The sequence below is a fragment of the Kitasatospora sp. NEAU-CNBT7 genome, from assembly GCF_057220535.1.
Genome location: NZ_JBXQQB010000030.1, coordinates 77847 through 101062 on the forward strand (window position 1 = coordinate 77847; position 23216 = coordinate 101062).

Consider the following 23216-nt stretch of genomic DNA (forward strand, 5'->3'; position numbering starts at 1 on the left):
GGCGGTCCTTTCGAGACTGCAGACCCAACTGCGAATCGCCTCCCCATTGCCTACCACTATGGCACCGGCGCCTACAGGGGGCCCTGAAGAACTGTCAGCTACCTGTCCATACTTTGTCCTTCGCGTCCGCAGAACGAGAGTCAACTGTCTACCTCGCGGTGGTGGTTATGTCCCGTCGGCAGGTCCACTGTTGATTCCAGCAAGCAAACAAGGCATGGGGCGTTCAGACGCTCCTGGGGAGGAAGCTATGCAGATGGTGGCCGTCCAGCAGTCGAGTCCCCGTCTCCGACGGTGGCAGACCACACTCACAGCCGTCCCGGAAGCGGTTGCCGCAGCTCGCCAGGACGTACGCTCACTGCTCAAGGGGTGGGGGTGGGAGGGCGGGCGGGCGAATGACGTCGTCTCCATCTGCTCTGAGCTGGTGACCAATGCCATCCAGCACGCCTCCCAACCGGGCGGCATGGTCGGACTTCGTGTCCAGGAGGTCGCAGGCGAATGCCGGATCGAGGTCCTGGACGGGCGCCCTGACCTGGCGATTCCCCGAACCTACGTCCCCCGGGGCGAGAGGGGACGAGGCCTGATCCTCGTACGCCAGCTCGCCGATGACATGGCGGTGGCTACATATCAGACGACCAAGAAGGTGTCAGCGAGGGTTCTCCTCACTGCCGAAGACACACCAAGGAGCACCTCGTGAAGACTACAATCCGTCGGACACTGAGCGCCATTGGTCGGCATCGCCCTCCAGCCCGGACTTACCTACAGCCCTACTCTAAGGCAACTCGCCGGGCAGAAAAGGCTCCGAGCGTCTTCGCCCGCGAACGCCCCTGCTTTCCCTCGGAGCCGTTCTGGTGCACCGTGATCGCCTACTACAGCCACGGGCAACCTCTGCGACTGTGGAGCGGCGGAGCACCAGACGTGCGCCTGGCCACGCTCGAGCTGCACCGGCAGGTCGACCGGCTGGTAGCTCAGCTCGAACTGCCCGGCGACAGCGGGCCAGCGATGTGGCTCGGGAGCTATCAGAGCCGCGGCCGAACGATGGACGACCTGGCCGCAGGCCGAAGCCACGCCGTGACCTTCACCCACGGACACGTGACCTATGTCGTCACAGCTGCCACCTACCATGACGCTGATCCGCGCCTGCTCGGCCGCGGAGATCCCTGCCCCGCCTAACCCACGAACGAAGGACGAGCGCAATACTCGCAAACCCCTCGGTTCGCATGCGCTCGCGTGGGCCTTCGCCAGCCCCGCTAAGGCGTTCAGAGAATTGTGTGTCGGTCAGCTGGCGGCTATCGATGTCGTTCGCGTCACCGGCCGACGGCTCAGAACTGAGCGCTCCAGGACATGCTGCTGGCCGGCGTCGTAGTCGACCCCGTGCCAATCGTCGGCGGCGCGCTGTCGAGTTCCTGACTGGCTTGTGCCAGTGAGCGGACTCCGGGCTGGTCACTCGAGCCATGCGCGCGGCCTAGGGGCGGTCGCGGTGGCGATGCCCGCCCCGGACCTGCCCCGGACTCAGCGCAGAACCTGGCTGGTCCCGCCCGACGGCCACCAGTTCCCGACCCACCCGCACAACCTCGCCAACGCGCTACGCCGAGCCCGCACCCAGTTGCGACGCCCTTCCGTACCGCGCCCCTGAATCCCCCGTCCCGACCAGTTGGCGGCTCCATCGGTCGGTACGGGGACCCACCCCGGTCCCTACCAACCCCCGAGGACCGGGGGCGGGCCGGCCGCCTCCGACAGGCCGACCCGCAGCCGGCGGTCCCCGGGCGCGAGCGCCCCGCGAACGCGCAGCGCCCCTGGGGCCCGCCGGTCCCGCCCCGTCCGCCACCCCGACAGGCCCAAGGACAGCGACCATGCTCGTTGACACCACATCGTTCCGACCACGAGCGCTGCTCTCTGCCGAGCGGGCCCGGGTCCTCGTGCGGGCGGCGGCGAGACCCGGACGGGTATCCAATCGCGGGCTGCCGACGCTGTGGAGCGAGGACGTGCAACTGAGACCGGTCATCATCGCCATCCCCGAGGAGGGTGAGCTGCAGTTCCTCCCCAGCCTCCTCGACGGATCCCTGCAAGTCGGACCACCACGTCTTCCCGGACACCTCGCCCCGGTGCTCCTCCTGTGCCCGCCCACCAGGGCTGCCCAGCTCCGACCGTCCGCCGAGAGCGGCGTGATCGTGGCGCCGGCGTGTGACCTCGAGGAACGGCCGGTCCTGCTCGCTGCCTCCGATCTGTTCCTCGCCGGCTCGGCCGAGACTACCTGGGTGGTCCACGAGGTCATGGCCACCGGTCTGCCGGTGATCGGCACCGCTGGTGGAAGTCTGGAACGGGAGATCACGACCGGCGGTCACGACGCGAACGGCCGGCTTGCCGGGCGAGGGGACACCGCTGCCCTCGCCCGTGCGATCGTCCAGGCGTGCCTGTACCGACCCGAGCGGCTGCGACGCGGCACGGCAGCCGCCGAACACCTCCACCGCCAGACCCTCGCACACCAGCAACGGTCAGCCCTCGAGGTCCACCCCGACGGCCGACTTCCTGCGGAGCGTGTGATCGACAAAGACCCACACCCGCATCACCGTCTCCTGGTGATGCGGGGCGCAATCCCGCGCCCCGACACCGGGCCCGTAAGAAAACGCACAGGAGGAACAGATGGCACAGCAGATCCAGCCGCAGGCCCCGGCCGCCCCGGTGGCCTTCGCCGACGACTTCGACCTCGACGTCGCGGCCGTCGAGGTGGCGGACGCCGCCAGCCTGCAGGTGCTCACCGACGACGGCTGCGGCTCCACCTGCGGCGCCTGCACCACCGGCGTGCACTGACCCCGCCCGGCCGGGGTGCCAGGACACACGTCCCGGCACCCCGCCCGCCACCACCCACCCGCCCGCTCCACGACCCGAGGCCACGCCATGCGTCCACCTGCTCCCACGGCTCCCTACCGCGCCGCCGGCGTGGCGTTGGTGCGAGCCGTAGCCCACCCCGACCTGCCGGTGCCCGCCTGGCCGGACCTCACCACCGACGGCACCGGCCTGACACCCCAGCGGGTGGAGTGGCTGCGCGCGGTGTGGGCCGATGACCACCTGGGGGAGGCGCTGTCGCTGGCCGGCCCGGCCCTGGCCTGCACCGTCGAGCAGCTGACCGCCTGTTCGCAGCCGACGGCGCGCGAGGTACGGCGAGCCGTGCTGTCCACCGCCCGGTACCTGCTGCGCGCCCAGGCCCGGCCGACCCCGTTCGGACTGTTCGCCGGCGTGCAGGCGGCCACCTTCCGCCCGTCGTCCTCGGTCCGGTGGGGAGCCGCCCACCGGCCGGTGGCCCGGGCGTCGGCGGCCTGGCTCGCCGGCGCTGTCGAGCGCCTGGAGCGGTGCCCCGCTCTGCTGGCCCGGCTGGAGGTGACAGCGAACACCACCGCCCACGTACGCGGCGACCGCCTCGTGATCCCTCACCAGCCGTTGACCCGGCCCGACGGCAGCACGACCGCCTCCGAGACCACGCTGCGCCACACCCGCCCCGTCGCGTTCGCCCTGGCCGCCGCCCGCCACCCGATCGGCATCCAGGACCTGGCCGACAAGCTCACTGCCGAATTCCCCACCGCACCCGCCGGCCGGATCAGCGGCGCGCTGGACGAACTGGTCGCCTCCCGGGCGCTGATCACCAGCCTCCACGCCCCGGCGACCGAACCGGACCCGCTCGCGTACCTGCTGGCCGCCCTGGAACGGGCCGGCGCCGACGAGGACCCGACCGGCACCGACCTGCTGGAGAACCTGCGGTCCACCCACGCCCTGCTCACCGACCACAACCGACAGCCCGGCCGCGCCGCCCGGACCGCCCTGGACGGCCTCGCCGGGACGGAGCGCCCGGTGCTCGCCGTCGACCTCCTGCTGGACGCCGACCTCGACCTACCCGAGACCGTCGCGCACGAGGCCGCCCGCGCAGCCGAACTGCTCACCCGCGTCAGCGCGTTCCCCAACGGCACAGCCGCATGGCGGGCCTTCCACCAGCGCTTCTACGAACGGTACGGCCGCGGGGCGCTGGTGCCGCTGCTGGACATGGTGGCGGACAGCGGGATCGGCTGGCCCGACGGGTACCCCGGCGCCCGGCCCGCCGAGGCGCCACGGTTCGACGCCCGGGACGAGGTGCTGGCCGCACTCGCCCAGCAGGCGGCCCTGGACGGCAGGCGCGAGGTCATCGTGGATGACGGGCTGCTGGCCGTCCTCGCCTCCGGCCAGGAGCAGCCCCGGTTCCCGCCGCACCTGGAGGTCGTCGCCCGCCTCCATGCCCGAAGCACGCAGGCGCTCGACCGCGGTGAGTTTCTGCTGGAGGTGGTCTCGGCGTCCCGGGCGGCCGGCGTCTCGGTCGGCCGGTTTCTCCACCTCCTCGCCCCGGGGCCCCGGGCGGCGTTCACCGACGTGCTGACCGGTTTGCCGACGATGGACGAGCGGACCGTGACCGCCCAGCTGTCGTTCCCGCCGCTGGACGCCGCGACCGGGCACGTGGCCCGCAGCCTGGCCACCGGCCAGCCGGTGATCAGCCTCGCCGAGCACCGGCCCGCAGCCGACGGTGTCCTGCGGCCGGAGGACCTGGCGGTCGGCTGCGACGGCCGCCGGATGTTCCTGGCGGCGCCGGCCCTCGGCGTCAGGATCGAGACCGCCGCCACCCACGCCCTGAACCTGCGCACCCACACCCCGCCGCTGGCCCGCCTGATCACCGAGCTGTCCCGCGCCCAGGCCGCCCAGGTCACCGAGTTCTCCTGGGCCTCCCTCACCACGCTGCCCTTCCGGCCCCGGCTTCGGCACGGCCGCGTCATCCTCTCCCCGGCCACCTGGCGACTCACGGCCGCCGAACTCCCCACCCGCACCGCACGGTTCGACCAGTGGAATGAGGCACTGTCCGCCTGGCTCGCCGGGCGCCGGGCCCCGCGCCACGTGATGCTCGCGGCCGACAGCCAGGGCCTGCCGCTCGACCTCGACCACCCCGGCCACCGGGCCCTGCTGCGCCACCACCTCGACACCGCCCCGCACGCCGTCCTCGTCGAGGCACCCGACCCCGACAGCCTCGGCTGGGCCGGCGGCCGGGCGCACGAGATCCGCCATCCCCGTCACCACCACCCGGACGCCGACCTGGCCGCGCCTGCCCAAGCCGACGACCGCCCGGCTCCTGCACCGGGGCCACGGCGACGCACCCGGCACCTCCCGGCTGCTCCTCGCCTCGCTCTACGGAGACCTGGAGCGCCAGGACACCGTCCTCACCCGGCACCTGCCCGACCTCCTGAACCGTCTCGGACACCCGGCCTGGTGGTTCGTCCGCTTCCGCGACCCGCGCCCGCACCTGCGGCTGCGCATCGCCCTGCCCGACCCGAACGGCTTCGGCCCCACCGCCGCCGTGATCAGCACCTGGACCGCCGAACTCCACCAAGCGGGTCTGCTCGCCGAGGTGGTGTACCCGACCTCGTACACGGAGACCGGCCGGTGGGGCGAAGGCCCCGCCTGGGCCGCCGCCGAGGAGGTGTTCCGCGCCGACTCCGTAGCCGTCCTCACCCAGTTCTCCCAACCTGCACGGCCCGCCCGACAGGCGCTGCTCGCCGCCCACGCCGTCGCCATCGCCTCGGGCTTCACCGGCTGCACCACCGCCGGCCTGCGGTGGCTCGTCACCAGCGTGCCCGCAGGGGCGCCGACCGCCACGCCCCGGCCGCTGTTCCGCGAAGCGGTACGCCTGGCCGATCCCGCAGGGGCCTGGGCCGCGTTGCGCGCCGAGCCTGGCGGCACAGCGATCGTGGACGCCTGGGCCGACCGCCACCACGCCCTCGCGGCCTACCGCCGCCACTTCCCCGGCCCGCACACCCAGGGCATCGAGGCGGACGACGTCCTCGGCTCCCTCCTGCACTGTAGTTTCGTCCGCGCGCACCGCATCGACTTCGACGACGAAGCCCAGATCCTCTACCTGGCCCGCGCCGCCGCCCTCGCCCGCCTCTCCCGGGACGGTGACCAGTGACCACCCCACATGCCGCGCTGCGGCTGTCGGACCGGATCGCCGACCTGCTCGCCGACCCGGCCAACGCACCCACGGCGTGGACATCCCGGCCGCAGTGGCGCCAGTCCCTCGCCCACGGCGCCCCCGGCATCGCCCTGCTCCACATCGAACGCGCCGCCACCGGCCGAGGGCCGTGGGAGCGGGCCCGCGCCTGGCTCACGCTCGCCGCCAGCACCCCGGTCACCCGTGGAGCGGACAGCTACCTGTACTACGGCGCCCCGGCGCTCACCCACGCCCTCGCCTGCGCAGCCCAGGCCCGGCCCGGCTCCTACCGCAACGCCCTCGCCCACCTGGACGACGCCGTCGCTGCCGACGCGGTGCGCCGCTGCGAGCAGGTCGGGCAACGGATCACCTGCGGCACCCTCCCGGCGCTGGCCGAGTTCGACACCATCCGCGGCCTCGCCGGCATCGGAGCCGTCCTGCTGAGTAGGTCCCCCGAAGGCGCAGCGATCCGACGGGTCCTTGCCTGCCTGGTCCGCCTGACCGAGGACATCAAGCACGACGGCGAACTCCTGCCCGGCTGGTGGACCGCAGACGGCCCGTCCGGCCAACCGGACCCGCGCTTCCCCGCCGGGCACGGCAACAACGGCCTCGCGCACGGCATCGCCGGACCCCTCGCCCTGCTCGCCGTGGCGCTGCGCCGTGGCGTCGAGGTCGAGGGCCAGCGCGCGGCGATCCGGACCGTCCTGGCCTGGCTGGAGCGGTGGCGCGACGGGCATGCCTGGCCGTACTGGGTCACCCGCGAAGACCTGACCGGTCCCGGCCGGCGGCCACCGGCGCCGCAACGGCCGAGCTGGTGCTACGGCACCGCGGGCATCGCACGCGCCCAGCAGCTCGCCGCCGCCGCGATCGGCGACCACCGCGCGCGCCACGACGCCGAGAACGCCCTCGCCGCCGCCCTCGTGGAACCGAAGGCGCTCGCGGCGACCACCGACGTCTCCGCCTGCCACGGCCACGCCGGCCTGGCCCACATCGCCCACCGCGCCGCCGCCGACGCCTCCCCGCGCAACGCCGCCCGGCTGCGCTCCGCCGCCGCCCTCCTCCTGGACACCACCCACCCGCCGCACACCGACCCCGACGAGCAGGCCCGCCGCCTGCTCGACACAGCAGGGCCCGCGTTTCTGGAAGGCGCCGCCGGAACCGCCCTGGCCCTGCTCGCCCCCGCCACCGGCACCACCCCGGCAACCCCCTGGGACGCCTGCCTCCTGACCACCTGACCGAGGACCGATCTGATGACCACCGGCTGGATCCAGCACGACATCACCGTCACCTACCGCGCAACCACCGAGCACCTCGCCGTGCACCGCCTCGCCCCCGCGCTCACCGAAGCCCAGCACACCGGCGAGCTGGACGGCTGGTGGTACATGCGCAAGGACCCCTTCCGGCTCCGCTACCGCGCGGACGCGCCGGCGCCGGCCATCACGGCCCTCCTGGACGACCTCACGAACGAAGGCCACCTCGAGCGCTGGAGCCTGGGCATCTACGAGCCCGAGAACACGGCCTTCGGCGGCCCGAATGCCATGGACGCGGCCCACCGCCTGTTCCACGTCGACAGCCACCACCTCCTCGCCCGCGCCGCCGACCACCAGCAGACCGCCGCCCTCGGCCGGGCCGAGACCACCGTGCTGCTCACCGCCGTCATGCTGCGCGCGGCCGGCCTGGACTGGTACGAACAGGGCGACGTCTGGGCCAAGTTCGCGGAACTCCGGCCGGAAGCACCCGCGGTCGCACCCGAGCGAGCCGCCGAGCCGGCGGCCGCGATGCGCCGCCTGATGACCGCCGACACCCGCCGGCTCACCGATCCGGGCCGGCCGCTCGCCGGCCACGCCCCCTGGATCCGCGCCTTCGAGGAGACCGGGCAGAGCCTCGCGCGGCTCTCCCGCGACGGCCACCTCACGCGGGGGCTGCGAGCCGTCCTCGCCCACCTGCTCCTCTTCCACGCCAACCGCGCCGGGCTGCGCATCGAGCACCAATCCGCCCTGGCAGCAAGGGCGTTGGATGCTGTCTTCCATTCCGGTGAGGACCCCGCGTCCTCGCAGTCCACCATCCGCACAACCACTAGGGTCGCCCACGTGACTACTCTCAGCGACACCACCGCCACCCCGTCCGCCGAGGAGCTCCGCGACAGCCTCACCAACCGGCTCCTCACCCAGAAGGCCATCACCACCTGGGCGGTGGAGAACGCGTTCCGCACCGTGCCCCGCGAACACTTCCTGCCCGGCTTCCCCCTGGACGCGGCCTACGCGGACAACCCCACCTACACGAAGACCGACGGCTCGGGCGTGCGGATCAGCGCCGCCTCCCAGCCGTGGATCGTCGCCATGATGCTCGAACAGCTCGCCGCCCGGCCCTGCGAGAAGATCTTCGAGTCCGGCGCCGGCACCGGCATCAACGCCGCCTACCTCGGCGTCATCGTCGGCCCCGACGGCCACGTGGTGACCGTCGACGTCGACGACGACCTGGTGGACGGCGCCCGCAAGCACATCGCCGACGCCGGCGTCACCAACGTGGACGCCGTCCTCGGAGACGGCGCCCTCGGCCACCCCGCCGCCGCCCCCTACGACCGCATCATCGCCACCGTCAGCACCAGCGAGATGCCCACCGCCTGGCTCCAGCAGATCAAGCCCACCGGGCGGATCGTCCTGCCGCTGCGGCTGCGCGGCACCGCCTCCCGCTCGATCGCCTTCGAACGCGCAGAGGCCGGCTGGCGCAGCACCGACAGCCGGCTCGCGGTGTTCATGCCGCTGCGCGGCAGCATGGACGACGCCCGCCGCACCGTCACCCTCACCGCCCAGGACGATGTGACGCTGCAGGTCCACAAGGACCAGACCAACGCGGTGGACGCCGACGCCCTGCTCGGCGTCCTCGACGGCGAGCGTCACGAACGCTGGACCGGCGTGAACGTCCCCGCCGGCACGACGTACGAGTTCATGGACCTGTGGCTGTCCTGCACGCTCCCCAACGCCCTGATGCGCATGAGCGTGGCCGACACCGCCCAGGAACGCGGCATCGCCCGGATGTTCGGCTGGGGCTCCATGGCGACCGTCAGCGGCTCCTCGCTCGTCTACCTCACCATCCGCCCGGCCGAGTCCGGCGAGGACGGCCGCAAGGTGTACGAGACCGGTGTCATCGGCCACGGCCCCGACGGCGCCGCGCTCGCCGACCTCGTGTCCCAGGAGATCCGCACCTGGGGCACCGCCTACCGCGACCGGGCGGTGCGCTTCGAACTCCCCGACGCCACGGCCACCGCCGACCCGGCCGCAGGCGTCTTCGTCCTGCCCCGCCCCAACCACCCGATCACCGTCATCTGGGAGTAGCCCGCATGCAGCTGACCGGAGCCATGGCCCAGCGCTTCCCGCTGGTAGCCCGGATCCGGCCCGCATGCCTGCCGCTCGAGGCCCGCGTCGGCAAGCTCCAGGAGCTCGCCGACGCCGGCACCCGGCGCGCAGACCCGGGCCTGGCATCCACCGTCTTCAACCAGGCCGCGCTGCTCGCCTCCGACCTTGTTCTGCCGGACCTGGCCCGCGAGCTGTGCCACCAGCACGCCGCCCTGTACCTGCGCGCCCGCCCGCTTGCCGCGGTGAGCGCGATCCGGGCCCTGGAGCCGATCGTCAACCTCGCCCGCCTCCACATCCGGGCCGGCCACGGCGACAGGGGCCACCACCTGCTCGCAGCCCTCTACAGGGCTGTCACCGACGGCGCCGAGACGACGGTGGACGGCATCACCGTGCCCGCCGATCTCACCGACGACCCGGCTCAGAGCGCCGAGGTACGGCGATGGCTGTGGAGGGTCCTGCTCGCCGACGGCACCCGCGCCCTCACCGGCGCCGGCCGCTGGCAGGAGGCACTGGAACACCTGGAGCGCCACAACGGCATCGGCAACCGCATCCTCGACGGCCGCCAGGTCGCCGTCCTCGCCCGCGCCACCACCGGAGACAGCGCAGGCGCGCTCTCCCTCCTGGAATCCACCGAGCCCGGCGAGGAGTGGGAGAACGCCGTCACCGCGGTCCTGACCGCGCTGTGCCGCCCCAGCAGCCGCACCGACGCGCGGGCCGCCATCGACCACTGCCGGCGGCTGCAGGACGGCGAAGGCCTCGCGCTGTTCACCACCCGGCTCGTGCTGACCGCGGTGGATGCCACGTCGCGCACGGACCCCCAAGGCTCCCGAGGCCTCGCCACGCAGCTCACCGCCCGGACAGCGAAGTCACCCGACGGATACGCGATACGGGAGATCCTGCAACACGACTTCTGCCGCAAACACCTGAACCCGACCGAGGCGCGCACTCTCGCGACCACCTCCGTCGCCTGCGCGCTCGGCACCCGCACTATGTCGACCGTCATCCGCTGCCAACTCGAGGATTCGCTCGCCCAAGCCGCCAAGGTGCTCGAAACCATTCCCTTGACCTGGCCGTTCCAGCAGGCACTCCCTCAGGGTCCATGACGCTGACAACCGCTCACCCGCAGACGCCTTGACCTGCCCGACCTTTGCAAAACCGCTGGGATCCAACCGGTCTGTTATCTCGCCTTGACCGATGACGAGCGCTAAATGCTAGTTCGCTGGTCGCAGCAGGCGACGTCGTCGCAGGCGGCTGCTCAGCGGTGTCAGATCGTACGCGGCTGCACGGACGAAAAGTCGAATCAAAAGGTCGCCGCCGAGCTCGGCATCTGGCCACAGACAGCTGGCAAGTGGCGACGGCGCTTCCTGGAGCACCGGCTGGGGGGCACGGATCCGGCGCAGAGGCAGCACAGCCTGCTCCGCGTCCCGGCCGCACGCTGAACCTCCGCACCGGCCACCTACCGGTGCCACCTGCGGCGACCATGAACGCGATGAACACATGCGCGGCCCCAACTGTGTCCGGAGCCATTCGTGCCGCGTGCCCGGACCGTCCAGGACACGTTGACCACCTCGAAGGGAAGCGGGCGCCACAACGGCGCACCGCCCGCGGCCCGTCCGAAACGGCCCCGGCAGCCCTGCCCGCGAACCGAACGAAAGAACACCCCTCATGATCGACACCCGTGCCACGAGCAGCACCAGCGACGCCCTGCCCGACGACCTCCGGCGCTGGCTGGCCAGCACCGAACTGCCCCCGGTGACCCGCAGCACCGACACCTCCTGGAATCGCGACGACTCCAAGGTCTGGCGGCTGGACACCGAAGCCGGCACCGCCTTCGTGAAGATCAGCCCGACCGGCGAGGACCACGACCGCGAGGTCTACGCCTACCGGCACGTCGCCGCCGCCCTCGACACGCACGAGGCGCCACGCCTGATCGCATCCAACGCCGGCCTGCACGCGATCCTCACCACCGCGCTGCCCGGCTCCGTCGTGCGCGACCTCCCGCTGGAGCGGGAAGCCGAGCAGCGGGTGCACCGCCTGGCTGGCGCCGTCCTGGGCCACTGGCACGCCTGGCCCGAACCGGCAGGCGCGCAGGCCCGCGAGCGCATCCTCCAGCAGGCCGCTGACCAGGCCGTCGAGGCCGCCCGGTGCCTCGACAAGGCTGGCGAGCACCTGAGCCAGGCGCAGCGGGGGCTGGTGCGCAAGGTCGCCACCGACCTGCCGGTGCTGGCCGCCCAGGTGCCGGTCGTCTTCCTGCACGGCGATTTCTCGCCCCGCAACTGGCTCTGGGACGCCGAACGGGAGAGCGTCGGCCTGATCGACTTCCAGCTGGCCGGCCACGGCCTGGCGGTGGACGACCTGGTGTGGCTGTTCGGCGCCCAGTGGCCCACCCGACCGAGCCTCAAGGACGCCTTCCTCGCTGGCTACGGCCGCCCCCTGACACAGCCTGAGAAGCTGCTGCTGCCGCTGCTGACCGCCCGCCTCGCCGTGTCCTACCTGACCACCGGCGTCACCGACGGCAACCAGCTGCTCGTCGACCGGGGCCGCACCGCTCTGGACCACCTCACCAGCGGCAGCTGACCCGCCCGTGCCGGGGGCCCGGCCCGCGGTGCCGGGCCCCCGGTCCCCTCAACCTTCTGACCAAGGAGCGGCCACGGTGGTCGAGCACTACCTCGCCGGGGAACTGCGCGGCAAGCCCTCCCACGGCAACGCCAAGTTCTGCTTCAAGTCGACGCTGTTCGCCGATCGCCAAGGCCGGCCCCAGGTCGTGCGCGAGCACGGCGCACTGGCCGTCATCGACGCCCACCGCGAGATCGGGCCGCTCGCCGCCCGCTTCGCCGCCGGCCTCGCCATCGCCCGCGCCCGCACGTTCGGCGCCGGGATCGTAGGCACTCGCAACGCCCAGCGCTACGGCATCCTCACCGACTCCGCCGAGCGGATCGCCGCCGCCGGCATGGTCGCCATCGTCACGAACACCTCGCGGCCCGAGGCCACCCCGACGGCGGCCGCACCCCCGTCCTGGGGGTGAACCCCCTCGCCTACGCCGTCCCCACCCTCCACGGCCCGGCGTCAGCGGACATGTCCACCACGCTCGCGCCGACGGGCGTGCTCTGGGAGGCCCGCCACGCAGGCACTGACCTCCCCGACGGCTGCTTCGCCGAGCCGAACGGCACCCTGACCATCGACCCCTACCGGGCCCAGACGGCCGTGATCTTCGGCGAGCACCGCCGCTTCGCGCTCTCCCTGCTACTGCAGATCCTCACCGGCAGCCTGTTCGGCTTCCCCATGTGCGAGCGCATCCGCGACACGTGGACCACCGGCTACACCGTCATCGCCCTCGACCTTGGCGTACACAGCGGCGACGCCGCGGCGGCCAACACCCGCCTCTTGGAGGACATCGCCCGCGGCCGCACCCGCAACGCCCTCCCCCTGCGCCTGCCCGGCCAACACAGCCAACACAGCCAACACAGCCAACACAGCCAACAGCGCCAGCACAGCGCGTTGCGCGACGGCGCCCTCGACTTGCCGGCCACCGTGCACTGCCGCCTGCTCGCCCGGGCCGGCCACCGATCAGCGGTTGCCATCCGTGAGTGTCAGTGTGATGTTCAACTCAAACTCGAAACGTACTTGGGTCGCCCACACCCGAGGCGGTTGCGCTGGAACCAGACAATGCGCCGTCGCCACTTGGGGACTCGGAGAGGGGCTGGCACGGGCCATACAAGCGGGTCGTCCATCGGGCTGTGGGTCACGACAGCCTTCTTTCCGTGCACGGGATTCGTTTCGGGGTGGGGCAGAAGATCGACAGGATCCGGGCACTCGGCCCTCCGACCGGACGGCCGTGGCGGGCGGAGGCATGGCGCCGCGCAGCGACGGCACAGAATGGGCCGTTCGACCAGCTCGGGCCGTGGGGGGGGGTGGCGTCTGGTCAAGCCCGCGAATCGGCGAGCCTGCGGCGCGGGAAACGACTGGTGCGCCGTGGCGCCCTGGTGGTCCCACGTGGCCGGGCCTGCTGGGCGGGCCCGGCCGGGCGGAGCTGACGTGCCGTGCGGGATCCTGGGCCGTCGGCTGGTACGTCGGCCTGGTCATCGGGACCGCGCCGTGAACCTCGCTCGCGGCAGTAGCTGGGCGTCGGCTCGTCTCGCGACCTACCGGATTCGGTCCAGGAGTCGCCGGGCTTCGTATTCCACCCGGGATCCGGCCTGGCGCAGGGTCAGGTCAGGGTCGGATAGGTCGAGATTGGTCAAGCCTTCGCGGTTGGCGGGGTCGCGGCAGGCCTCGCAGTCCGCACAGTTCGGGCAGCCGTCGCACCTCAGCACGTTGACGCTGTAGAGACCTTCCCAGTGATCCGAGATCCGCAGATGGATGTCGGGACGGTCGGGAATGGACCCAGGGAGTGTGAGAGTCCAGGTGGTGTCGGATTGAGTGTCAGCCGGAGCCGTCGCGTTCAGGAGACCTTCGACAACGGTGGCGACGTCTGCGAGATCGAAGGTGGTTCGGTTCAGGTCGGTGCCGGGAGCGGTCGGGGTCGGATCGGTGGTCATGAAGGGCGGTCCTCGTTGTGTGGCGGGTGATCGGGGAGTTGGGTCGCCGGAGCTCACCCGGTCGTCGGCGGCTCGGCGCCCGACGGGCTTGCCGCCGAAGATCCGGCGGACGAACCGGTAGAGCGCGGCCGGGGCCCCGGGAGGCGTCGTTCGTTCCTCCCGGTGCCGTCGGCTCAGGCGTCCGCTGCGCGTACCGCGTGCCGCACCACGCCGCGGACCACGGACCTGGCCTTGGAGCTGGGCGCGTGGGCAGCGCTGCCGGCCAGCATGTCGACCAGCGCGGCGCGCTGCTTGGGCTGGACGAGGCTCGGCCCCGCGGCGCGAGCGATGGCGTCGGCCAGCGGCTTGTTGATCTTCCTACGCAGCTTGCCGAAGTCGAGTTGCGTCGACGGCTGCGTCGAGTTCCGCGCCCCCGATGGGGTCGTCGCCGGCCTCGGGGAGGGTCGCCGCCATGTCGGCGGCCGCCATCGCTGCGAGCTCGAGGACGATTGCGTCGTACCTCGCGAAGTACTGGTAGAACGTGGCCGAGGAGAGGTTCGCAGCTCGGGCAATTTCAAGGACCGTGGTCCTGGCGTAGCCGGTCTCGTTGAGAGCACGGGCCGCCGCCGCGAGAAGGCTGTCGCGGCTGGCCAGAGCCTTCGCTCCGAGCTCTCGGCTGCCGTTTGACTGGGTGGTGGTGGGCATGGCTGTGCTCCGATTGTGAGAGGGAGTCTGGGGCCGCCGGGTCCGGCATGAGGTCGCCCGGAACGGTGGCAGCAGAGCTGTACTCCGGCGGGGCCGTGAAGGCCCGTGGTTGTCGACGCCTGGCGTGGCACGGTGCAGGCCGCTCTGTGCGGTGGACGGCCCATGGCCACCGGAGTGGCCGGGTTGACGGATCGCAGGCTAGCGGGATCTGTCGGCCGATCAATCCCGCTGACCAGGGTGCTTGGACGCGAACATGGGCCGGGTCCTTGGCGGGGGCCGGGACCGGAAGTTGCAAGGCAACCAAGGCTGTCAGCTGCCGCTCGGGGACAGGGCGGGATCCCCAGCGGCGCGGCGGTTGGCGCCCCACCGGCTGCCTGACAGCTCTTGCATCTTTGAACCCCCTTGGGCGGACTGTGCGGCACCACGAAGAGGGCCTGGCGCGGTCGCGCCCGGCAGGACGCATCGCTCCAGGATGGAGCGGGTGGCTGCGCTCGCGGCATGGAGATGGAGCAGGTGCTGGGGTCGCTGCGTCGGGTGATGGCGGGCCGCTGCACCGGCGGCTGTCGCTGCGGCAGTCGAGGCCGCCCGCACTGGCCCGCGGGGCGAACACCCCGACGCTGGGGGATCGGTGCGCTGCCCGAGTGGGCTGTGCTGGAGGCCCGCTGGCTGCTGGCCGAGCTGCAGCAGGCGTTCGGTTCGACGCTTCGGCTGCCCAACACCCTCGCGGCCCACGACCGGGCTCCGGCCCGGCAGCGCCTGCGGGAGACGCTGGACGGCCTGCTCGATCCGTCGGCGGCGCCGGGCGGATCGGCTTCGAACACTGCCCCGCCGACGACCCCCGCTCTCCGCTACGCGCCACGCGCGACCGGCTGGCTCGCGCGAAGGAGCAGCCGAAATACTGTTGTCGGTCGACGCAGAACCTGGTGGCGGAACGCGCAACCTGCCGACCGGGTGCCGGCGGGCCAACGGTCCTGACGGCAGGATCTGATGCTGTCGACGGTGCCCACTTCCTCCGCGTGGCCGGCACCGATCCAGCAGGGCGCCAACGACCGGACGGCCGGACCTCGACGTGCGCTGCCTGGCGCCGCTGGGCCGGCCGCCCTTCAGTCGGTCTCCTGTTCACCGCGCCGGCCCGGTTCCGTCACCTCACCGGCGGGCGGCGGAGTGCCTACTTGTGCGCGCCCTTGCGACGGCGGAGGAGCAGCAGGACAGCGGTGCCCGCCGCGAGCGCGGCGGAGCCGAGGAGCGCGAGGGCGGTCGTGCCGTTCGCGCCGGTCTCGGCCAGCTCGTTCGTCGCACGGGTCGGTCCGGGGGCCGCGGGGTGGCTGGAAGGCGCCGCGGGGCTGGTCGCGGTGACCGGTACGGCCGGGCTCCTGCTGGGTGTGGTGCTCGGCGCCGCGGTGGGGGTTGGGGTCGGGGTCGCGACGCTGAACTCCGCTGCCGTGTAGCCGACGAACTGGGTGCAGGTGTCGGTGCCGATGACGCCCCTGGGTGCGGCGGCGGCCGGGGTGCGGGCGCCGGTGGTGGGCGATGCGGTTCCGGCGGTGGGCGGCGCGGCGGCGGTGTCCGCCGTCGGGATGGTGACGAACTCGCCGGTGTCGTCGCTGATCAGGTCGGAGCCACCCGACTCGGTCGCCTCGTAGTGGCCGGGGGCGGCCGATCGGGTGGCTCCGATGCGGATCTGGAGCGTGATCTTCTCGCCCCGGGCGAGCTGGTAGGTGCCGGTGTCGATGATGTTCTGGTTGTTGCCGGTGCCGAAGTTCACGGCGGCCCACTCGCCGCCGGGCCGGCGGAGCTGGACGGTGATGGCGGTGCCGGTGCTCTGGTCGGGGGCGTCGGCGGCGCTGATGTAGAGCGATGTGCGGAAGTTCTTGACGTCGTGGCCGGTGGTGTTGTCGAAGACCGCGATGTTCTCCTGCACAGGGCCGCCCGGGGGCAGCGTGGCGCCGTTCTGGCCGGTCCACGTCGCGGTGAGCTCGGTGTGGGTCTGGACGCCACTGCTGCAGGTGGGGGCGGCGTCGGCGGTTCCGGCGGCCAGGCCTACGCCGGCGACAGCGGTGATGACCGCTGTGGCGGCCTGGAGGCGGCGTGCACCCACGTGGGACTCCTTGCTCGGGGATGGGTTCGGCGACGCGGCCAACGGCCGGAATGCGCGTCACCGGCGGCCGCAGGCCGTTGCTCCGCGGGAGCGGGCACCGGCCGGGCGCAGGGGGATCCTGCTCGTTGGATGGTGGAGCAGCGGCGCCGCGGGGCGCTGCGGTCCGGTTAGCCCGTCCCGTCCGACGGGAGCGTGAAGCTGGTACTTCCCGCATGGCGGGATCTGGAGCAGGGGTCCATCGACAGGTGCGGGGCCCGCGCGAAGGTCCCGTGAGAGCATGGCTGTCTCCTGGGAAGGGACAGGCTGGATGACTTTCACCGATGGGCAGTTGAGCTCGCTGGCGGCGTTCGCGGAGCAGCGCAGGGAGCGTGAGCGTTCGGCGCCGGTGGCGGCGGCCGTGATGCTGGAGCGCCTCGCGGCCGGGGAGGCGGAGCTTCTCGGGGACTTCGTGGGTGCGCCGGTGAAGTACCTGGACCGGTGGTGGCGTGCCGGGGAAGGTGTCTGGGAGCCTCTCGACGAGGCGGCGGGCAGAGCCCTCGATGACGATGCCGCGCGGTGGAGGCTGGCGGTGGCCGCGGAAGCGGATGCGGTCGGTGGCGTGGAGTCCGGGGACCTGGGGCAGGTCGACGGGCTGTGAGCGAGGCGGCGCAGGCGGCGGTTCTGGGCGCCGTCCTGCGCGAGCCGCGCCGCGGGCGTCAGGTCCGGACCTGGCTGCGGGCCGCTGACTTCACTCCCGGATGGCACCGGGAGGTCTACACCGTTCTGGTCGAGCAGGGCCTCTACGCGCAGGCACCGCCGCCGGGTGACCTCGCATCCGATGCGGCCGACGTCACGGCGGTTCAGGTGTCCGCGGTGGTCGAGAGGCTGCGCCGTCGGGCCGAGGAGCGCGGGCAGTTCGTCGACGGTCCGGGGTGGGATCGGGTGCGCAGGGACGTCGCTGCGCTGGCCGATCAGGTTCCCGATGCTGCGCGCATCGTCGCGTACGGGCAGATCGTGGCGCGTGCCGCGGTCGAGCGGGCCGCCGGCCTGGATGGCGGTTCGGTCGAGGAAGCGCTGCTGTCGGTGTTGCTGGCTCATCCGGGGCGGGGCGCGCAGCTGCGGCAGTGGTTGCGGGGTGAGGACTTCGCCGATCCCTTGCTCGGCCGCATGTACCGGGTGCTGGTCGAGGACGGTCTGTACGGGGAACCTCGGGTTGCCGGCGCGGCCGGTGAGGACGCCGCGCGGGTGACCGCGACCGCGCTTCGGACCGCGCTTGTCACGGCGGCCCAGGAGGATGGGTGGGAACCGGGGCAGGGCGGGTGGCCGGCTGTGACTGCCCGGCTGGCCGAACTCGCCGCCGGAGCGTCGGATGCACGTGCCGATCACGTGGTGCCGCTCGGCAAGCAGGTTCTCCAGCTGAGCATCCAGCGTCGGGTGGCTTCGGCCGGCCGTCATCTGCAGCGTGACGTGGCCGGGCTGGCCGCGGAGCGGGCCCACTCGCCTGCGATGGCGGCCGAGGACCCGGTGCGGGCCGTAGCCGAGCTTCAACAGCGCTGGGACCAGGTCATGGGTCGCACCGCTGCCTCCGTCACGAAAGCCATCGCGGGACGTTCCCCTGAACACCGGGCCACCGAGACCGCCGTCCTCGCGTCACTCCTGAAGGACCCGGGCCAGGCCGTGAAGGTCAACGAGTGGCTCCGGGCGGACGACTTCACCGTTGCGGATCACCAGTTGCTCTACCGGTTGATCATCACGCGGGCGACGGCCGGCGAGCCGGTGGACGCGATCCTGCTCGCCAAGGATGCCCGCAGGAACGGTTGGCACGGCCTGGACGAGGCCGTCATCAACGCGGTCGGCGATTCCGGGCGCCCCGGGGAGGCCCAGGCCCGTGGGCGCGAACTGCTCGCTGCCCGGATCAGTGTCCATGTCCAGGGCGCTGCCGACGCGGTCGCCGGCAGCGCCGACAGCCAATCCGCTGCCGTCGCCCTCGGCCATCTTCGGCGCGCGGCCGCACAGGCCTCCCGCGCGCGGGAGGCCCACCCGCCCAGCAGTGGCAGTGGTGCGCTCGTGCCGCGGACCTCCAAGCCGCCGCAGGTGTGACAGCCCGAAGGGTCGGCGGGCGAGCAGCACGGCAGTCGGCGCGGGTGGCAGGACTCCGGTCTCAGCCTGCCGGGTGCCGTCACGGACGGCTGCTCCGGCCCGGTCGAGCTACCCCAAGGAACACGGCCGAACGCCGAACCGTGACCCGCGTCTTCCCTGCCCAGTTCTGCGGGCTGCCGGCCGGGTTGGCCGTGCGGCTTGAGTCCGCGGCACGAACGGCTGCGGGACACTGGGCTTCCATCACGCGCCATGCCGGCCCGCGCCGCCAGGGCACCCAGTCCCCACTCGCCTACCGCGTCCGGGAGTGCGGTCGTTCTGGTGGCCCGGGCGGGCGGATCCGCTCACGGCTGAGGCATGCTCGTGGTCCCGTAGCGGTCGTAGAGGCCCTCGAGCCGGGTGCCTTCGGCGTCGAGGATCTGCTTGAGGGGGCGAAGGTCCGCCGCCTGTTTGTTGATCGCCTTGTTCTGCAGGTCGGATTCGGTCGCGAACCAGATGCCGACCAGGTTGGTGTCCTGCTTGCAGGCCACGTCGGCCCGGGCCTGGGCGAGCTCCTGCGCGTCGGGGGCCGGCTCGTTGACCGACCCGAGGCGTTCGGGCGCGCTCAGTGGGTCGGCGACGTCGTAGCCGTGGGCCTTCATGCATCCCGACCACGCGGTGACGGCCGCCTCCACCTTCGGGTCGCTGCGGGATTCGGCGAACGTCTCGGCCTTGATGGTGGTGACGATGCCTTCTCCCCCGCTGCCGGGGCCGCCCGGTCCGCCGCCAGCGCCGGGGACGAGCCTGTCCAGCTCCGCGAGGCAGCCCTGTTCCGGAACGGCAATCCCGCCCACCACGGTGACCCGCGTGCCGTCCCTGGGGTCCGCTCCGAGCAGCACCGTGCGGGCCGCCTCGCTCATCTGCCCGATCGTCGTGGGCACGAACGTGGCAGCGGGTCCGCCGGCCGCGGGCGGCAGGTGGTATCCCCACGTCCGGGCGGCGTCCGCGTCGCTGATGCCGTAGCGGCGGGTGACGACGCCGTAGGCGACACGCGACGCGTCGGTGATCTCGGGCCGGGGCTGCCTGGGGTAATCCTGGCCGAAGCGCGCCATGCACGCTCTGGCCGCCTCACTGCGTACCCAGCTGTATTTCAGCGCCTGGTCGGGCGTCAGCATGTATGCCTCGATGGGCAGGTGAAGCCCCTGGGCCCCGCGGGCTGCGGCCGGTGTGGGAACGGGCACGGTGGGGGCGATCGCGGGCGCCGCCGCGCAGCCGGCGGCGGCCAGCACGACCGTGATCGCCGCGAGTACCGCCGCCGGTCGCGCCTCGCGGGTTAGCTGTGCGCGGTTCGGCGGGTGGGCGCCTTCGGGCGGGTGTCCGGTGGTGTCGGCGCGGCGCTCGCTGCTGCCGCTGCTGGCCGGGCGGGTGCCCGAGGTGAGGCTGCCCCGCGCGGCCGGGCCGGTGGGCGTCGGCCGCGCAGGGTGAGCGGGCCCGGTCAGCACTTGACCTGCACGCTCTCCTCCTTGTTCCTCAGCTCGGTGGTGAGGTTGCCGCCGCGGCCCGGGGGCACCCAGTTGACGTCGCCGCTGAAGACCGTGCCGGAGAAAACTCCGACGTTGCAGGTGCCCGAGTTCTCGACACTGGCCGCGTTGTGCCACACGTCCTGGCCGGAGCCGGCGGAATCCCAGCCGTCGTAGTGGAACTTGTCACCGTAGAGGGCGGAGGTTCCGAACCACTTGGACTCCATCCAGATGGCGCCGTTCGCGCCGCGGCTGTAGTAGAGGCACGCGTAGGTCGCGGCGTCGCTGCCGACGGTGCAGCGAACGGGGGCCGACCAGGTGCCCCAGCCGTTGACCCAGGCGCTCGACGCGTGGGCCTGCCCGCTCCAGGTGACGATGCCGGCGGCGGCGAGCGCGAGCGCGCCGGCCGTGAGTCCGAGCTTGCGGGCGACGGGGGTGCGGGCGGCGGTGAGTGCGGTCATTGCTGTGGCCCTTTCGGTAGTCAGGTGGAACAGAGGTCCAGGTGTGGCGAGGTGGGGTGGGTGTGCGTGCCGCAGGTCAGGCGGCCGCGGGGACCGGGTCCGGGATGGGGAGGCTGTCCGGGTGGCGTTCGGCGAACGCGAGCGCCTCGGTGAGGGACTCGGCCACCGGGGCGCCGGTCGCCTCGAGTGAAGTGCGCGAGTGCGATCCGCCGGCGAACAGGACGACCGTGATGCCGGCGTGGGCGGCGGCGGCCGCGTCGTCGGCCGTGTCGCCGATGGCGACGATCCGGTCCTTGGGGATCCCGAGGTCCTGGACGTGGCGGACCATCGCCTCGCCCTTCGTGCCGCCGGTCGGACCGAGGCGGCCCTGCGCCGTCCGGAAGAGGGTCCCGACCCCGTGCTGCGCCACCTCCGCGAGCATGCGCTCGTGCTCGTGGAGGGACAGCAGGGACTGGGTGCCGCCGCGTGCGATCCAGTGGAGGAGCGCCGCGCGGGCGCCGGCCATGAGGCGGCCGGTGCGCGGCAGGTGGCGCTGGTAGGCGGCCTGGTAGGTGTCGTCGGCCCTGCGCCATTCCTGCGGGGTCAGATCCCGGCCTGCGAGCCGGGCATAGAATTGCGGTACGGGAACGCAGTACTTGTCCCGGTAGGTGGCCATGTCGACAGTGGGCAGGCCGACGGCGGCGAGCGATTCGTTGACCGCGACCAGTCGGGCCGCGTTGTCGTCGAGCAAGGTGCCGTTCCAGTCCCACACAATGTGCCTGATGGGGCTTCTCATTCGTCCGATCTCTTATCTTTCGGCCGTATCGCGACAGGTGGTCAAACCCGGCATTTTCACGGGATTACGGGTGGCAGCAGCGCACTGCCTCTCAGGTGGGTATGTGGTGGTGCGCCGGTGTCCGGGCGGCGGGGAATTCACCGGACCGGTCCGACGACTGCAGCTTGTGCGACGTAGTGCAGTACTCCCTGCTCGGCGCGATTGCCCGTCCTGTGTCGGCGGGACCCCGTGTGCGGGCGAGGTGAACGGTCGTCCAGGCGAGGGCGGCCCCGGCAGCAATGACGGCGCAGGCGTACGCGGCCTGCGGCCCTTGACGGTCGGCCAGCACTCCAGCGGCGCCGGTGCCCGCCGCGCTTCCGATGCCGACGGCGGCGACGAGCCAGCTGAATGCCTCGGTGGTGACCGACGGGTCGACCGCCCGGCCGACCCGCTCGAACATGCTGCCCAGCAGGGGACTGAGCGCCAGCCCCGGCAGCACCGCGAGGCCCGTCATCACCGCGGTGCCGGCGTGGACGGTGGCCAGGGGGATCCAGCCTGCCGTGAATCCGCCGACGAGTACGGCCAGGGTGCGGCCGGTCACCGGAGTACGGCGGCGGCCCAGGAGCAGCCCGCCGAGGAAGCTTCCGGCGCTGAACGCTCCGAGGAGCAGTCCGGCGGCCGCCGGGCGGCCGGCCTGCACCGCCCACGCTGTTGCGGCGACGCTCTGGGCGCCCAGCGCCACGCCGACCAGGGCCAGGACGCAGGCGCCCGCCCGCAGTTCCCGTGAGCGCAGGGCCCCGGGAGAGCCGGCCCGGTTGCTGGTTCCCCGCCATGCCCTGGACGGCGGGGCCGCGGTCATGGCCCACGTCCCGAGCAGGCCCACGACGGCGAGAGCGCCGAGGGCGGCCTCGGGCCGCGCAACGGTGACCACTGCGGTGACGAGGAGCGGTCCTAGCGCGAACAGCAGGGACTGGGATGCGACGTCCAAGGCGAAGGCGGCCGTGCGCAGGTGCGCGGGGACGGTGTGGGTCCACAGAGCCCGCAGCGCGCCCTCCAGCGGCGGCGTGGCCAGTCCTGCGATCACCGCTGTCAGCGCCGTGGCCACGTGGTTGTGCTGGTCCAGGACGGCGAGTGCGAGCAGGGCTGCGCCGGCCGTGGATGCCGCGCCGAGAAGGGGGACCCGCTGGCCGTGGCGGTCCGTCAGGCGTCCGAGGGCCGGCTGGCCCAGCGTTGACGCCAGGCCGTACGGGCTGGCCACCGTGCTGGCCCAGGTGTAGTCGGCGCCGCCAGCGACCGTGCACAGCAGGATCGCGAGGGGCGCCGCGGCGACCGGGAGCCGCCCGAGCAGCGATCCGAGCAGCACGCGCGGGACGCAGGGCGTCGCAAGCACCGGGCGCAGGCCCCGTGCCGGGCCGGCTGTTCGCGCGTCGGAGTGGCTCGTGGTGGTGGCAGACATGTCTTCCCTGCTGGGTGGCGGGGCACGGGCGTGTTCTCACGGGTTCTTGTCGCGGGCGCGCCGGAATCCGGCTCGGCGAGTCCTTCGCCGTCGCCGATTTCCCGCCTTGGCTGCTTTCGCCCGTCGGGCGGATTCCGCGCTGCGGATTCGGCGCTGCGCAGTGATCCTGGCCGCTTCGGGATTCGGCCGGTCCACCGCGGAATGCTCCTCCTTGGTCGACAGCTTGGCGGCCCGGCCCGGACTGTTTCAGGGACGGTCCGGGCCGGGCGTGGAAGCGTTCCGTGCCCGCTTCGCATCGG

General features: G+C 72.7%; 19 protein-coding genes and 3 pseudogenes. 15 read left to right on the plus strand and 7 right to left on the minus strand.

What is annotated here, in order from left to right:
* Positions 1-253: 253 nt before the first annotated feature.
* The 12 genes and pseudogenes from AC2TEW_RS30170 to AC2TEW_RS30225 all read left to right on the plus strand — a co-directional run.
* Positions 254-694 (plus strand): ATP-binding protein, encoded by a 441-nt coding sequence (locus tag AC2TEW_RS30170; RefSeq protein WP_484626551.1) that lies wholly within the window; start codon positions 254-256, stop codon positions 692-694.
* Between the two features lie 161 nt (positions 695-855).
* Positions 856-1170 (plus strand): hypothetical protein, encoded by a 315-nt coding sequence (locus AC2TEW_RS30175; RefSeq protein WP_484626528.1) that lies wholly within the window; start codon positions 856-858, stop codon positions 1168-1170.
* Between the two features lie 680 nt (positions 1171-1850).
* Positions 1851-2393, plus strand: a pseudogene (locus AC2TEW_RS30180) (glycosyltransferase); the annotation flags it as partial.
* A 247-nt stretch (positions 2394-2640) separates the two neighbouring features.
* Positions 2641-2808, plus strand: coding sequence for an FxLD family lanthipeptide (fxlA, locus tag AC2TEW_RS30185; RefSeq protein WP_484626529.1), 168 nt, complete (start codon positions 2641-2643; stop codon positions 2806-2808).
* Between the two features lie 87 nt (positions 2809-2895).
* Positions 2896-4917: pseudogene (locus AC2TEW_RS30190) on the plus strand (lantibiotic dehydratase family protein); the annotation flags it as partial.
* Positions 4918-5239: 322 nt separating this feature from the next.
* A complete protein-coding gene (locus AC2TEW_RS30195) occupies positions 5240-5974 on the plus strand; it encodes a thiopeptide-type bacteriocin biosynthesis protein (RefSeq protein WP_484626552.1) in 735 nt (244 codons plus the stop codon).
* Entirely contained in the window at positions 5971-7230 is a 1260-nt protein-coding gene (locus tag AC2TEW_RS30200) for a lanthionine synthetase C family protein (protein WP_484626530.1), read from the plus strand. Before AC2TEW_RS30195 ends, AC2TEW_RS30200 begins: the two co-directional genes overlap by 4 nt.
* A gap of 15 nt (positions 7231-7245) precedes the next feature.
* Positions 7246-9330, plus strand: coding sequence for a methyltransferase, FxLD system (gene fxlM, locus AC2TEW_RS30205; RefSeq protein ID WP_484626531.1), 2085 nt, complete (start codon positions 7246-7248; stop codon positions 9328-9330).
* Positions 9331-9335: 5 nt separating this feature from the next.
* On the plus strand, positions 9336-10454 hold the full coding sequence (locus tag AC2TEW_RS30210; RefSeq protein WP_484626532.1) for a hypothetical protein: 1119 nt from the start codon (positions 9336-9338) through the stop codon (positions 10452-10454).
* A gap of 105 nt (positions 10455-10559) precedes the next feature.
* Complete coding sequence (locus AC2TEW_RS30215) at positions 10560-10790, plus strand: helix-turn-helix domain-containing protein (RefSeq protein WP_484626533.1); 231 nt, start codon at positions 10560-10562, stop codon at positions 10788-10790.
* A gap of 226 nt (positions 10791-11016) precedes the next feature.
* The gene (locus AC2TEW_RS30220; protein ID WP_484626534.1) at positions 11017-11928 is read left to right on the plus strand and encodes an aminoglycoside phosphotransferase family protein; all 912 of its coding nucleotides are present in this window, start codon (positions 11017-11019) and stop codon (positions 11926-11928) included.
* A 76-nt stretch (positions 11929-12004) separates the two neighbouring features.
* Positions 12005-12762 (plus strand): annotated as a pseudogene (locus AC2TEW_RS30225) (Ldh family oxidoreductase); the annotation flags it as partial.
* Between the two features lie 731 nt (positions 12763-13493).
* Here AC2TEW_RS30225 and AC2TEW_RS30230 read toward each other — a convergent pair.
* The gene (locus AC2TEW_RS30230; RefSeq protein ID WP_484626553.1) at positions 13494-13889 is read right to left on the minus strand and encodes a hypothetical protein; all 396 of its coding nucleotides are present in this window, start codon (positions 13887-13889) and stop codon (positions 13494-13496) included.
* A gap of 357 nt (positions 13890-14246) precedes the next feature.
* Positions 14247-14573 (minus strand): helix-turn-helix domain-containing protein, encoded by a 327-nt coding sequence (locus AC2TEW_RS30235; RefSeq protein WP_484626535.1) that lies wholly within the window; start codon positions 14571-14573, stop codon positions 14247-14249.
* A gap of 498 nt (positions 14574-15071) precedes the next feature.
* Here AC2TEW_RS30235 and AC2TEW_RS30240 point away from each other — a divergent pair, with 498 nt between their 5' ends.
* The gene (locus AC2TEW_RS30240; RefSeq protein WP_484626536.1) at positions 15072-15548 is read left to right on the plus strand and encodes a hypothetical protein; all 477 of its coding nucleotides are present in this window, start codon (positions 15072-15074) and stop codon (positions 15546-15548) included.
* Between the two features lie 193 nt (positions 15549-15741).
* Here AC2TEW_RS30240 and AC2TEW_RS30245 read toward each other — a convergent pair whose 3' ends face one another.
* Positions 15742-16671: an LPXTG cell wall anchor domain-containing protein gene (locus AC2TEW_RS30245; protein WP_484626537.1), complete on the minus strand. Its 930-nt coding sequence runs from the start codon at positions 16669-16671 to the stop codon at positions 15742-15744.
* Positions 16672-16978: 307 nt separating this feature from the next.
* Here AC2TEW_RS30245 and AC2TEW_RS30250 point away from each other — a divergent pair, with 307 nt between their 5' ends.
* Positions 16979-17308 (plus strand): hypothetical protein, encoded by a 330-nt coding sequence (locus AC2TEW_RS30250; RefSeq protein WP_484626538.1) that lies wholly within the window; start codon positions 16979-16981, stop codon positions 17306-17308.
* Positions 17305-18750, plus strand: coding sequence for a DnaB-like helicase N-terminal domain-containing protein (locus tag AC2TEW_RS30255; RefSeq protein WP_484626539.1), 1446 nt, complete (start codon positions 17305-17307; stop codon positions 18748-18750). Before AC2TEW_RS30250 ends, AC2TEW_RS30255 begins: the two co-directional genes overlap by 4 nt.
* A 341-nt stretch (positions 18751-19091) precedes the next feature.
* Here AC2TEW_RS30255 and AC2TEW_RS30260 read toward each other — a convergent pair whose 3' ends face one another.
* From AC2TEW_RS30260 to AC2TEW_RS30275, 4 genes are all read right to left on the minus strand, one after another.
* Entirely contained in the window at positions 19092-20228 is a 1137-nt protein-coding gene (locus AC2TEW_RS30260) for a hypothetical protein (RefSeq protein WP_484626540.1), read from the minus strand.
* Positions 20222-20707 (minus strand): hypothetical protein, encoded by a 486-nt coding sequence (locus tag AC2TEW_RS30265; RefSeq protein WP_484626541.1) that lies wholly within the window; start codon positions 20705-20707, stop codon positions 20222-20224. Before AC2TEW_RS30265 ends, AC2TEW_RS30260 begins: the two co-directional genes overlap by 7 nt.
* A gap of 76 nt (positions 20708-20783) precedes the next feature.
* The gene (locus AC2TEW_RS30270) at positions 20784-21482 is read right to left on the minus strand and encodes an HAD family hydrolase (protein WP_484626542.1); all 699 of its coding nucleotides are present in this window, start codon (positions 21480-21482) and stop codon (positions 20784-20786) included.
* 91 nt (positions 21483-21573) lie between these two features.
* The gene (locus AC2TEW_RS30275; RefSeq protein ID WP_484626543.1) at positions 21574-22824 is read right to left on the minus strand and encodes an MFS transporter; all 1251 of its coding nucleotides are present in this window, start codon (positions 22822-22824) and stop codon (positions 21574-21576) included.
* Positions 22825-23216 lie beyond the last annotated feature (392 nt).